General features: G+C 65.3%; 10 protein-coding genes. 7 read left to right on the top strand and 3 right to left on the bottom strand.

The window, feature by feature from the left end:
- From B4394_RS24760 to mnhG, 7 genes are all read left to right on the top strand, one after another.
- The coding region (locus tag B4394_RS24760) for an AAA family ATPase (RefSeq protein ID WP_078316540.1) at positions 1-1,575 on the top strand (1,575 nt) is incomplete at its 5' end.
- Positions 1,576-1,661: 86 nt separating this feature from the next.
- Positions 1,662-4,511 carry a Na+/H+ antiporter subunit A gene (locus B4394_RS24755; protein ID WP_078313099.1) on the top strand — a complete coding sequence of 950 codons (2,850 nt, stop codon included), beginning with the start codon at positions 1,662-1,664 and terminating at the stop codon, positions 4,509-4,511.
- Positions 4,508-4,972: a Na(+)/H(+) antiporter subunit C gene (locus B4394_RS24750; RefSeq protein WP_078316539.1), complete on the top strand. Its 465-nt coding sequence runs from the start codon at positions 4,508-4,510 to the stop codon at positions 4,970-4,972. Before B4394_RS24755 ends, B4394_RS24750 begins: the two co-directional genes overlap by 4 nt.
- 5 nt (positions 4,973-4,977) lie before the next feature.
- Positions 4,978-6,570: a Na+/H+ antiporter subunit D gene (locus B4394_RS24745; protein ID WP_078316542.1), complete on the top strand. Its 1,593-nt coding sequence runs from the start codon at positions 4,978-4,980 to the stop codon at positions 6,568-6,570.
- Positions 6,567-7,145, top strand: a complete 579-nt coding sequence (locus B4394_RS24740; protein WP_078316538.1) for a Na+/H+ antiporter subunit E — start codon at positions 6,567-6,569, stop codon at positions 7,143-7,145. Before B4394_RS24745 ends, B4394_RS24740 begins: the two co-directional genes overlap by 4 nt.
- Positions 7,142-7,426 (top strand): monovalent cation/H+ antiporter complex subunit F, encoded by a 285-nt coding sequence (locus B4394_RS24735; protein ID WP_078313073.1) that lies wholly within the window; start codon positions 7,142-7,144, stop codon positions 7,424-7,426. Before B4394_RS24740 ends, B4394_RS24735 begins: the two co-directional genes overlap by 4 nt.
- Positions 7,427-7,431: 5 nt before the next feature.
- Complete coding sequence (mnhG, locus tag B4394_RS24730; RefSeq protein WP_078316537.1) at positions 7,432-7,758, top strand: monovalent cation/H(+) antiporter subunit G; 327 nt, start codon at positions 7,432-7,434, stop codon at positions 7,756-7,758.
- On the opposite strand, the gene B4394_RS24725 is transcribed toward mnhG, so the two are convergent.
- The 3 genes from B4394_RS24725 to B4394_RS25530 are packed head-to-tail and all read right to left on the bottom strand — an operon-like array spanning position 7,755 to position 12,907.
- Positions 7,755-9,647 (bottom strand): MinD/ParA family ATP-binding protein, encoded by a 1,893-nt coding sequence (locus tag B4394_RS24725; protein WP_078316536.1) that lies wholly within the window; start codon positions 9,645-9,647, stop codon positions 7,755-7,757. The two genes, mnhG and B4394_RS24725, sit on opposite strands and share 4 nt — an antisense overlap.
- 6 nt (positions 9,648-9,653) lie before the next feature.
- The gene (locus B4394_RS24720) at positions 9,654-9,905 is read right to left on the bottom strand and encodes a hypothetical protein (protein WP_078313070.1); all 252 of its coding nucleotides are present in this window, start codon (positions 9,903-9,905) and stop codon (positions 9,654-9,656) included.
- 23 nt (positions 9,906-9,928) lie between these two features.
- Positions 9,929-12,907 (bottom strand): MinD/ParA family ATP-binding protein, encoded by a 2,979-nt coding sequence (locus B4394_RS25530; RefSeq protein WP_078316535.1) that lies wholly within the window; start codon positions 12,905-12,907, stop codon positions 9,929-9,931.
- Positions 12,908-12,956: the final 49 nt, after the last annotated feature.

The raw sequence follows: 12,956 nt of genomic DNA, 5'->3' as shown, positions 1-12,956 counted from the left end.
CCTCCCACCCCCGAGCCCCCCGCGGCGATTTCCGTAGAGGACCTCAAGGGCTCGCAGGCGCAGGCCGCGCGGCTCACCGAGTGGCTCAAGCTCGCCCTCGATGAACCAGGATTGCTGAAAACGCTTGGTGCACAGCCCAATCTGGGCGTGTTGATATCTGGGCCCGGCGGTGTCGGTAAGGCAACGTTGGCTCGCGCGGTCTGCGCACCGCGCACGCTCATCGAGCTGGACGGACCGGAAGTAGGTGCCACGACAGCCGACGAACGCCTTAACGCGATACGCGGGGCAGTGAGCCGCATCCGGCAATCCGGCGGAGTCCTGTTGATCACGGATATCGACGCACTGCTGCCCGCCACCGCCGAGCCCGTGGCCACACTCATCCTCGCCGAATTACGTTCTGCAGTAGCCACTTCCGGGGTCGCATTCATCGCGACGACCGCACATCCCGACGCTATCGACGTTCGGCTGCGCGCTCCCGAACTGTGTGACCGCGAGCTGGGTTTGAGCCTGCCGGACGCGGCCACCCGCAAATCATTACTCGAAGTCCTCTTGGCGAAGGTGCCGTCGCAGGACCTGCAGCTCGATGAGATCGCGGCACGGACACCGGGTTTTGTGGTGGCCGATCTGGCCGCGCTGGTCCGCGAGGCCGCATTGCGCGCAGCGGCACGGGCCAGCGAGAAGGCCAGCACACCGGCACTGGATCAGGAAGACCTGGTCGGCGCGCTGTCTGTGATCCGTCCACTCTCTCGGTCCAGTACCGAGGAGGTGGCCGTCGGGTCGATAACTCTCGAAGACGTCGGCGACATGGTGACCACCAAACAGGCTCTGACAGAAGCAGTCCTGTGGCCATTGCAGCATCCGGACACCTTCGAACGTCTAGGCGTGGACCCACCCCGCGGGGTGCTGCTGTACGGACCGCCCGGCTGCGGAAAGACCTTTGTGGTGCGCGCGCTGGCCAGCTCCGGGCGGTTGTCGGTGCACGCGGTCAAGGGCGCCGAGCTGATGGACAAATGGGTCGGAGCCTCCGAGCAGGCGGTGCGCGAGCTGTTTCGGCGGGCGCGCGATTCCGCTCCTTCCCTGGTGTTCCTCGACGAGGTCGATGCGTTGGCGCCGCGACGCGGGCAGAGTTTCGACTCGGGTGTCACCGACCGCGTGGTGGCGGCCCTGCTTACCGAGCTGGACGGGGTGGAACCACTGCGTGATGTGGTCGTGCTCGGCGCGACCAACCGGCCCGAGCTCATCGATCCCGCGCTGCTGCGTCCGGGCCGGATGGAACGCCTGGTGTTCGTCGAACCTCCGGATGCTCAGGCCCGCAAAGACATCCTCAAGACGGCGGCACGGGCGGTCCCGCTGGACGCCGATGTGGATCTGGATGCTCTCGCCGCCGAGCTCGACGGCTTCTCGGCCGCCGACTGTGCGGCGTTGTTGCGCGAGGCCGCGATGGCGGCGATGCGGCGATCCATCGATGCCGCCGATGTCACCGTCGCCGATGTCGAGACCGCGCGGGCCACGGTGCGCCCGTCGCTGGACCCCGTGCAGGTGGCATCCCTGCGCGCGTTTGCTGACAACCGCTGAAAAGGGTTGCGTCGCGCCAATCGTCGACTGCCCCGTAAACTAGACACCACGACACCCCGCCCAACAACCGATAGACGGGAGTGCCTTTGCTTGCCATTCTGCTTGCCCACGCACTTGCGGCCGCGATGGCGCCGCTACTTGTGGCGCGCGCTGGCCGACTGGCGTTCTATCCCCTTGCCCTGGTCCCCTTAGGTTCGCTGATCTGGGTATTAGCAAGATGGCCGGGCGAAGGTACGGACGTCCGCGTGGACATTCCGTGGGTGCCCGAGCTAGCGATGGACATCACACTGCGCTTTGACTCGCTGGCCGCGATCATGAGTGTGCTGGTGCTCGGCATCGGGTCGATGGTGCTGTTCTATTGCGCGAGCTACTTCCGGCACCGCGACGGTCACACCGAACCGCGGCTGCCAAGCTTCGCTGCCGAGCTGGTGGCATTCTCCGGCGCCATGTTCGGTCTGGTGGCCAGTGACAATCTGCTGCTGCTCTACATCTTCTGGGAACTCACGACCGTGCTGTCGTTCCTCTTGGTCGGCCACTACGCGGAACGGCTTGCCAGTCGCCGCGCGGCGGTGCAGGCACTGCTGGTGACCACCGCGGGGGGACTCGCCATGCTGGTCGGGGTCATCGTGCTCGGTCATGTCGGGGGAAGCTTCCTGCTGTCCGACCTCATCGCGCACCCACCGTCGGGTATGGCCGCCAGTGTCGGTCTCGTGCTGGTACTGATCGGCGCGCTAAGCAAGTCCGCCATTGTGCCCCTGCATTTTTGGCTTCCCGGCGCCATGGCTGCGCCGACCCCGGTCAGTGCCTACCTGCACGCCGCCGCCATGGTGAAGGCCGGCATCTATCTGTTGGCCCGCATGTCGCCGGGGTTCGCCGAGGCGCCACCGTGGCGGCCCATCGTGCTGGTGCTGGGCATAGCCACGATGATCCTGGCAGGCTGGCGAGCCCTGCGTGAGTACGACCTCAAGCTGATCCTGGCCTTCGGCACGGTGAGCCAACTCGGATTCCTGGTGGTGCTCACCGGAACCGGCGATCCCGACATCCTCCTGGCCGGGCTGGTCATGCTGTGCGCGCACGCGCTGTTCAAGGCCGCACTGTTCATGGTGGTGGGAATCATCGACCACACCGTCGGCACTCGCGATATCCGCAAACTGGCCTGGCTCGGACAGCGCCAACCGTCGCTCTTCGTGATCGCCATGCTCGCTGCGGCGAGCATGGCGGGGGTGCCGCTGACCCTCGGATTTGTCGGCAAGGAGCTGGCCTTCGCGACGGTGCTGCACAGCCAGGTGCTCGGTTCGGCCGCGCCCTGGGTGCTGGCGGGGATTGTCATCGGTTCGATGTTCACCATCACCTACAGCATGCGGTTCATGTGGGGAGCTTTCGCGCGCAAGGGTTTACCCGAACCCAGCGCTCGTGTGCAGGGCATGCACGCACCGGTTCCCGCCTTCCTGGTGGCGCCCGCGCTGCTGTCCGTGGCAAGTATCGCTGCCGGCATACTGCCCGACTGGCTCAACTGGGCACTGGGCAGCTACGCCAACCCTGTTGACGCGCATATCGCGATCTGGGAGGGCTTCGGAGTACCGCTACTGCTCACCGCACTCGCCTTCGCCGTCGGCATTTTCGCGTTCTTCGAGCGGGGCCGCCTACGCAGGGCACGGCTCGCGGTCAATCCGCTGGGCAATGCCGACCGCGGCTACGACGCGGTACTGCGCGGCGCCGATGTGCTGTCTCAGCGACTGACCGCACTGACTCAGCGCGGCTCGATCCCGTTCACCCAAGCCACCATTCTGGTGACCCTGGTCATGCTGCCGACGATCGTGCTGGCCCTCGGGGCGCGCGATCAACCACACCTGAAACTGTGGGATTCCCCGCTGCAGGGGGTGGTCGGGCTACTGATGCTTGCGGCCGCCATCGGTGCGACCGTCATGCGTAACCGCCTGGCAGCGGTGCTCCTGGTGGGCATCACCGGCTATGGGACGGGCGTCATCTTCGCGCTGCACGGTGCGCCAGATCTGGCGCTGACGCAGTTCCTCGTCGAGACGCTGACCCTCGTGATCTTCGTGTTGGTACTGCGGGCCCTTCCTGCAGAATCGGATGTGGAGCAGGCCAACAGATTCCGGCTGCCCCGTGCCCTACTCGCCATCGCGGTCGGATGCACGGTCACCGCTCTCGGCGTGTACGCGATGGCAGCACGACGTGATCGCCCGATCGCCGACCTGCTCCCCGAGGCGGCGTATCAGCGCGGGCACGGTGCCAACACGGTGAACGTCCTGCTGGTGGACATCCGCGCCTGGGACACCCTGGGCGAGATCTCGGTGCTGCTGGTGGCCGCGACGGGCGTCGCCTCGTTGATGTTCCGGCACCGGCGTTTTGGCAGAGCTCCCCGGGTAGGGGACGCGGCAGGTCAACCGGATGTCGTGGTGGCATCAGGAATCTGGTTACGTGGCAGCGAACTACGCGATCCCAAGCACCGGTCCTTGGTCCTCGAAGTGGCGACACGGCTGATCTTCCCGCTCGTCATGGTGCTGTCCTTCTATTTCTTCTTCGCCGGGCACAACGTTCCGGGCGGCGGATTCGCCGGCGGGCTGACCGCCGGTTTGGCACTCGTGCTGCGTTATCTCGCCGGCGGCCGCTACGAGCTGGGCGAGACTCTGCCCTTCGATGCCGGCAAGATCCTCGGGCTCGGGCTGGCCTTCTCCGGAGGGACCGCCCTCGCTTCGATCCTGCTGGGGGCACCGGTGTTGTCCTCGGCCACAATCCAATTCGACATGCTCGGGTTTGGGCACGTTAAGATCGTGACCGCACTGTTCTTCGATATTGGCGTCTACCTGGTGGTGGTCGGCTTGGTGCTCGATGTGCTGCGCAGTCTAGGTGCGCGCCTGGATGTCGAGCTCGAGGAGTCTCCGCGCGCCCGGGGTGGGGTGCGTGCATCATGACCAATCTCGGACTGCTGATCATTATCGGCGCCCTCACCGCGTGCGGCGTGTACCTGATGTTGGAACGCAACCTCACTCGCATGGTGTTGGGTCTGCTCCTTGTCGGCAACGCCGTGAACCTGCTGATCCTCACGGTGGGTGGCCCATCCGGCAATCCGCCGATCATCGGACGGCAGTCCGCCGGCCGAACCACCGTGGCAGATCCGTTGGCCCAGGGCGTGATCCTGACAGCGATCGTCATCACCATGGGTGTCGCCGCTTTCACCCTCGCCCTGATCTATCGCATGTTCACCCTGGAAGCTGATGACGTTGTGGACGACGACGCCGAGGACGCGCGCGTCGCGCAGGAACCGCCGGAGCCCGTCACCGACGACCGGGACGAACACAGGGAGACTCCGGGCCCTGCGGATGAGGACTCCCCTGCCGAGCTCGATGCACTGCCGGTGGGTGAGAAGTCATGAGTGCCATGGCCGTTCTCACACCACTCCCGGTCCTCATCCCGACGGCGGCGGCCGCGTTGACTCTGATCGCGGGCCGTCGCCCGCGATTGCAGCTGTTGATCACCGTCACCGCATTGACCACGGTGCTCGGGGTCTGCGCGGCGCTGCTCTACCTAGCCGATCGCGACGGCACCTTCGCGTTGGCCGTCGGCGGCTGGGGACCGACCGAGGAGAAACTGGGACCTCTCGGAATAACCCTTGTGGTAGATCGGCTCTCGGGCCTCATGCTGGTGGTCTCGGCCATCGTGCTGCTGGCTGTCGTACTGTACGCGGCGGCCCAAGGTATCCGTGACGGCGATGAGCGCCAGCCGGTGTCCATCTTCATGCCCACGTACCTGGCGCTGTCGGCCGGTGTGTGCAACGCCTTCCTGGCCGGCGACTTGTTCAACCTGTACGTCGGTTTTGAGGTGCTGTTGGCCGCCAGCTTCGTGCTCTTGACCATCGGGGCCAGCGCCGACCGGGTGCGTGCGGGCATCTCGTACGTGATGGTCTCGATGATGTCCTCGGTGGTCTTCCTGTTGGGCATCGCCTTCGTGTACGCGGCGACCGGCACCTTGAACATGGCCGAAATCGCCGTCCGCGCAGACGGCATCCCATCGGGTACCCGGATGGCGATCTTCGCGGTGCTGCTGGTGGGCTTCGCCATCAAGGCGGCCGTCTTTCCGCTCTCGACCTGGCTACCCGACTCCTACCCCACCGCGCCCGCACCCGTGACGGCAGTCTTCGCGGGCTTGCTCACCAAGGTGGGCGTGTACGCCATCATTCGCGCACATTCCCTGTTGTTCCCCGGCGGTGTGCTGAACACCGTGCTGCTGGTGGCCGCTCTCCTCACCATGATCGTCGGCATCCTGGGCGCCATCGCGCAGAGCGATATCAAGCGACTGCTGTCCTTCACACTGGTCAGCCATATCGGGTACATGATCTTCGGTATCGCGCTATCCAACGAGCTCGGTATGTCCGGCGCCATTTTCTATGTGGCACACCACATCATCGTGCAGACGACGTTGTTCCTCGTGGTGGGACTCATCGAACGTCAGGCCGGGGCATCATCGCTGAACCGTCTGGGTGGGCTCGCTGCCGCGAGCCCAGTGCTGGCCTTCGCATTCGTCGTCCCCGCGTTGAACCTGGCCGGCATCCCACCGTTCTCGGGTTTCATCGGCAAGGTCGCACTCCTGGAGGCAGGGTCGCTGCAGGGCTCGGTGCTGGCGTGGACCCTCGTGGCCGGGGGCACGATCACGAGTCTGCTGACCCTGTACGCGGTGGCCCGCGTCTGGACCAAGGCGTTCTGGCGACCGCGCGCCGATGCGCCGGAGGGCGACCTTGCCGCCGCGTCACCGTCCGCGCTTCTTGACGACAGTGAAGAGATTGCCTTTGTGGACCGCGCCGACGTGGGCCGGATGCCGGCCGGCATGCTGGCGCCCACACTGGGATTGATCGCGGTCGGGGTGGCACTGACGATCTTCGCCGGCCCCATCATTGGGATCAGCGAGCGCGCCGCCGCCGAGGTCCGCGACCGCACGGTGTACATCAGCGCCGTCCTCGGGGATGGCCCGCGATGAAAACCCTGGCGATGTACGGCCCTCGCGAAATCATCCTGCGGGCTTGGATTTTGGTATGGCTGGTGCTGGTCTGGACAATGCTGTGGGGCAATTTCTCTGTCGCCAACACCATTACCGGATTGCTGGTGGCTCTGGTCATCACGGTTCTGCTACCGATGCCCCGACTGCCGGTCGAGGGCCGTCTGCATGTGGTGTCGATGATCCGGCTTGCGTTCACCGTCGCGTACTACATGGTGCTGTCGAGTCTTCAGGTCGCGTGGCTGGCGATCAGGCCGGGTCCGCCGCCATTGAGTGCCGTACTGCGAGCCCAGCTTTCGGTGAAATCAGATCTGGTGATGGCACTGCTGCTCAACACGCTGACGATCATCCCCGGATCGGTGGTCCTGGAGATAGATCAAGAACGCCGACTGGCGTATGTACACGTGCTGGATGTGGGTTCACCGAAGGCCGTGGCGAGCTTTTACTCCCAATTACGGCAACTGGAAAGACTTTTCATCGCGGCCTTCGAACGCGATGCTGATTGGCATCCCGAGGACGGCGCCGTCGACGAGTCCGAGACGAGGGAGGGGTTATGAGCCTGGTATGGCATATCGCCGCGGTGCTGCTCATCGCCGCGGCCACCGTCACGATGTACCGGCTGCTCGCCGGACCCAACACCTTGGATCGACTCGTCGCGGTCGACACCTTGGTGGCCGTCACGATGTGCGCACTGGCCGCATGGGCCGCGTACAGCTTGGATTCCACTGTGCTGTACGGAATGGTCGCGCTGTCCTTGATCAGCTTCCTCGGTTCGGTGAGCGTGACGCGATTCCGGGTGCCCGACACCGCGATCGACCCCCGTGACGAGAGGAGATAACCGCGATGAACACTTTTCTCGACGGAATCTCCGGTGCGCTGGTGTTGTGCGGTTCGGTACTGGCCCTCACCGCGGCGATCGGCGTGGTGCGATTTCCCGACACGTTGGCCCGCATGCATGCCGCGTCCAAGCCACAGGTGCTGGGTCTGCTCCTGGTCCTGGCCGGTGCCGCGCTGCGGCTTCGCGGGCACGCCGACGTCAGCATGATCGTGCTCGCCGGGCTGTTCACCATCATCACCGCCCCGGTAGTGGCACACCGGGTGGCACGGCTCGCGTATCACGAGCGCAGCGTCCGGGACGATCTGATGACGACCGACGAACTGGAGCGTTAGCTCCAACTCGTCTGCCGGGTGTTTCCACCCTCATAGAAGCCGTCGGCCACCGAGGCCGCCAGCTCCATGAACGCCAGCCGAGTCTTCTTACCCATCAGATCCAACGAGATCTCCGACCCCTCCGACAGATGATTGTCGAACGGGACGATGTGCACCGCCCTGGCCCGCGTCAGGAAATGTCGGCTCAGCTGTTCGAGGTCGATCGAGGAAGCACCCGGCCGCGACGAGCTGATAGCCACCACAGATTGCCGCACCAGGTGCGAGTATCCGTGGTGATCAAGCCAATCCAGGGTGGCGAGGGCGCTACGGGCGCCGTCGATGGCGGGCGACGTCACCAGGACGATGGCGTTGGCCTCGCCCAGCACACCCGCCATCGCCGAGTGCATAAGTCCGGTGCCGCAGTCGGTCAGGATGATGTTGTAGAACCGCTGCAGAATCCGCATCACCGCGAGGTAGTCGGCTTCGGAGAACAACTCGGATGCCGCCGGATCACGTTCGGAGGCCAGCACCTCTAACCGGCTCGCACTCTGCGAGGTGTGCCTGCGCACATCGGAGTATCGGTGAATATCCGGATCACGCAACAGATCTCGCGCAGTAGAACGCGTCTCATCCGGACCGCGTTGAGCAAGCGTCCCGAAGTCCGGGTTCGCGTCGACGGCGATCACACGATCGCCGCGCATTGAGGCGAAGGTGGCACCCAACGAGAACGTAGTGGTGGTCTTACCCACGCCACCTTTCAAGGACAGCACGGCGATCCGGTAGTCACCTCGGACAGGAAGGTTGATTCGGTCGATCAACTCGCTGCGATGCGATTCATCCGAGGACTCTCCGGGGTTGATCGCGCCACCCGAGAGCCGGTGAACGGCCTTGCGCCACCCGCTCCTCGGCAGCGGCTTGACCGACCTGATCAGACCAAGCTGGTCGTGGCTGGGCCCCTGCGGTCGTGATGGCTGCGGCGGCTGCGGCGCCGGCCGATACACGGGTGCTTCAGGACGCGCAGCGGTGAACAGAGTCTGAGATGGAACAAAGGGCGCCCGTGGTGGTAAGGCCGGCACGCCCCATTCTGCTCGGGGTGCCGCCGCGGGCGGGGGTGCAAGCGGCTGCGCTGCCCACGATGCCGCGGGCGGCATTGGTGCGGGCGGTGTTTGGGGCGCCTGTCCACCCCACGGGGTCATGCCGTCCGGAATCATCGAGGACGCGTCGTCAGGCCGGGTCTGCGGCTCCGGCGCCGGGGCTACGGGTGCGGGCGGGGGCGCCTCCGGCTGTGCAGCGGGCGCCTCCACCCTCGGCTCCTCGTCCCTGATCGCCTCTTCCTCCTCCCGGGCCGGAGGCTGTTCGGCCGGAGGTGGCGCGGTGTGCGGCTCGGGCACCACCGCGGAGGCGGGCCATGCCGGTAGCTGGCTTGCCCGACCGGGCGCGGGAGGGGGTGCGGCAGGCGCGTAGGGTTCCGCCGGAGCCGCGGGCCCCTGTGGCTGGGCAGGGGTCGCCGGCGGGGCATAGTAGTTCTGCGGTGGCGGCCCGTAGTAGTTCTGTGGCGGCTGTTGAGCCGGCGTACCGTACCCCTGCGGTGGAGCCTGGGGCGCCGGATTCTGGTACTGCGGCATGCCGTAGGCGCTCAGCGGGTCTGGTTCCCAGATCGGATTCATCGAACGCTGATGATTCCGCTGGCGCCGTGAGAGCTTGGGGGCCTTCGGCAGCGCGGGCGGCGGCTTGAGCGTCGGTTGCGGGAAATAGTCGGCGCTCGGCGGCACGAATTCCTGGTTCGGGCTCTTGGATCGGCGGAACGGATTGCCCTTGGTCTCTCCACCCCCCAGTCCATCGGCAATGGGCTCACGCCATGGGCCGCTCGGTGGCGGCGAATCGGGCGCGTTGTCGTTTGAATCAGCCATGTCAGATCACTTCGCCATCATTCCGAGCACGTTATCGAGAGCCGCCCACATCTCCGGGGCTTCGATACGGCGCAGCGAGTCCGCACCGAGCTCTTTCACTGCTGCCCCATGTTCCTCCCTGTCGGCATACAGCCCTGTTTCGAATGGCGTGAGCTTGGCGCAGTCGACATCACGATCCGCTTCCAGACCGTCAATTGGACCACCCAGCGAGAGCACACCGGCGTCAAGAACCCGCTGGGCGTCCCTAGCGTCAACCATCCCGCTGTCCTACCTCTTTCGTCTTATCGCTGCTCGTCGCCGCGCATGCGAAGTCGCGGAAAACTCTCCGAGATCGCACCGGCCAGCTTCAGGTACGCGGCATTGGTATCCGCATTGAGCAGACTGAAGTCGACATCGGCGCCTTCGGCGAGATGCGGATCGAACGGGATCATGTGAATAGAGCGGCAACGTGCCTCGAAATGCTCATAAACCTTGTCCAGCTTGATCCCGGCAGATCCTGGACGCGAGGCGCTCAAGACGACGTGGGCCTCGCGCACCAGCGTCGAATGTCCATGTTGCATAAGCCAATCGAGAGTAGCCGAGGCACTTCGAGCAGAGTCCATGGCCGGTGAGCTCACCAACACGATGGTGTGCGCAAGATCGAGCACACCCGCCATCGCCGAATGCATGATTCCCGTGCCGCAGTCGGTCAGGATGACGTTGTAGTACCGCTGCAGGATGTCGATCGTACTGCGATAGTCGACCTCGCCGAAAGCCTCCGACACTGCCGGATCCTGTTCACTGGCAAGTACTTCCAAACGACTGGTCGCCATCCGCGTGTGGTTGCGCACGTCGGCGTAACTTCTGATGTTCCGATCGTTGAGAAGATCCCGAATGGTGGACTGTGTCGAATGGTCGCGCACCCGCTCAGCCAAGGTACCCCGGTCGGGGTTAGCGTCCACAGCGATGATCCGATCGGTACGGATCGTCGCGAATGCCGAACCCAATCCCAGTGTGGTGGTTGTCTTTCCGACGCCACCCTTGATGGAGAGCACCGCGATGTGGTAATCGCCGAGGATTGGCTGCCGAATGCTGGCCAGCAGCTGTTCCTGTTCACGATCCTTCCGAGAGTCGCCTGGATTGACACGGCCGCCGGTGGACCTGTGCACAGCCTTGCGCCAGCCGGATCGCGGCGCATAACGACCACGATTGATGACCTCCGCCTCGTCGAGCGAGGGCGGCATCCGGTAAGCCTGCGGCGCACGGTAGTTGACAGGAGGCGTCGCGGCTTGCGGTGGCGGCACGTAGCCCGGAGGCAGGTCTTGCGGCCCGGGTGATTGAGGTGCCTGTGGCTGCCGCTGTTGCTGTTGTGGCACCCACCGCCATTGCCCCTCAACACTCGGGCGCTGCGGAGGTGGCTGCTGCGGAAGCTGCTGTTCACCATAGGGTTGCGGCGCTTGGGGAGCGCCCTGCGACCACTGCCCCGGATAAGGCTGGCGCGGGTTCCATCCCGGCGGAGCCTGAGCAGCATGCTGCTGGTCGAGTCCAGGCCTCGGCGGAACAGGCTGTTGCGGGGCAGGCGGCGGCACGTGATAGGCGGGTTGCACCGGTTCCACCGCAGGAGTCGGCGGTATCGGCGGGGGAATCTCCTGCGACTGAGGAACGTCGGGGTGACCTGGCTCGCCTTCCGCTGCGGCATCGTCCGACATGGGCTCGGGCGCGCACTGCCCGGGCTCGACGAATGCCGCCGAAACGTGCGACTCGTCCTGACGTTCGTCTGCCGGCGCCTCCACATCCGCAAGCTCGGGGGCAGCGGACATCTGCTCGAACACCACGGCCTGCAGGTCGATGACAATGTCCTCGTCGACGAGGGGCGCAAACCCCTCAAGGTCGGGCGCTGCCGTGGCCGTTATTTCCTTCTCAGTGACTTCTTCCGCACCGACACCGAATTCCGCACCCTCGGACTCGGGGGATCCGGATATATCGACCACAGGTTCCGGCACGGCGGCCCACGGCGCAATCATCGGCACAAACGGCGCGGGTTCAGGCTCGGCGGCAGGCGCTTCCACGTCGGCCGCATCGTGTGCAGCCAGTTCCTCATTGAGCTCGGCGCGTTTGACTTCGATGCGCTTCAGCAGTGCGGCCGCTCGGGCGTCGATGTCATTGACCTCGGGGGCAGCTGCTGGAGGCTCCGGTACTTCTGGTTCCGTCGGCTCTTCGATGCCCTGAGAGGATTCTTCGGATACCTGAGTTGACTCCTCCACAACCGCAGTCGGTGAGACCAAATCGCCAACGATATCGGCGTTCGGCTCCGGTACTGGGGGCACGAAATCTACGGTCAGCGCTGCGGGTGGCTCCGGTTCTGCGGGAACCGGTGCGGGCTCGTCATCCGGCGCTGCTGCGTGGATAGGCTCGGATTCGGCCGTATCGGAAACAGCCCCCTCGATCGGTTCGGGGGCATCATCGAACTCCTCTGGCAGCGTGAAGCGGAGAGCCCCGGAAGCAGGCGGGGCCTCAGATTCGAGTACCGCGTGGCGCCGATGACGTTCGAGTTCGGCGTCGGTGATGCTCTCATCGAGGCTCATCTGGCGCAGCTGCGCTTCGAGCAGGCTGAAACGCGAGAACGGGTCTGTGCCGCCGGACGCCGCACCACGGTGATCGGCGGTGGGTACCGGTGGGCTCGCCTCCTCCGACCGTGGGGCCACCTGTACCGATTCGTCTGAAGGCACGATCTCCGAGGGCGCTTGGTCCGCAGGCGGGGTAGGCGACTGCTCGTCGGCGGCGGGCTCTGGCACGGGGGTTGCTGGGGGCCCGCTAGGCGGAGGCGCCGGCGGCTGCGCTACCTGCGATAGCGGCCGCGGCTCGGGCCTTATCTCAGGAATAGGGCTCGTGACGATCCGAGGTGCCTCAGAAACGGGCGTCTGGGCAATCGCCTTCGACTCGACAGTCAGCGGCTGTTGATCGGGTGGTTCGGGCACGCGCGGCGGGGTGTAGTACTTCGAGACGTTGGTCAGCGGTATGCCGCCTCTGGCCGTTTCGTGACGGGGCGCGACGGCAGAGCGCTCCCCAACTGAAGGTGCGACTGATTCGGCGATCGGTTTCTGTGCAGGAGCTTGGAGAGCGGAGACGCGTTCTGTCTCGTGAGTTAACGAGTCATCGTTGGACTCGACCTCGTCTACGTTGCGCTTCTTGCGCCCCAACGAACGGAGAAACCCTCGTTGTTCGTCTTCTTCGGGCAGCCACGGAGGACGGGGCGGTGCACCACGATCCTGCTTGGGCAACGTCCCCCTCCCCTTCCTCGATCGCCAAACCGTCGTAAAGCTCGATCGT

Source organism: Mycobacterium sp. D16Q16, from assembly GCF_002013745.1.
GTDB lineage: Bacteria > Actinomycetota > Actinomycetes > Mycobacteriales > Mycobacteriaceae > Mycobacterium.
Note: the sequence above shows the minus strand (reverse complement) of the source record. Positions and strands in the feature narration are given on the sequence as shown.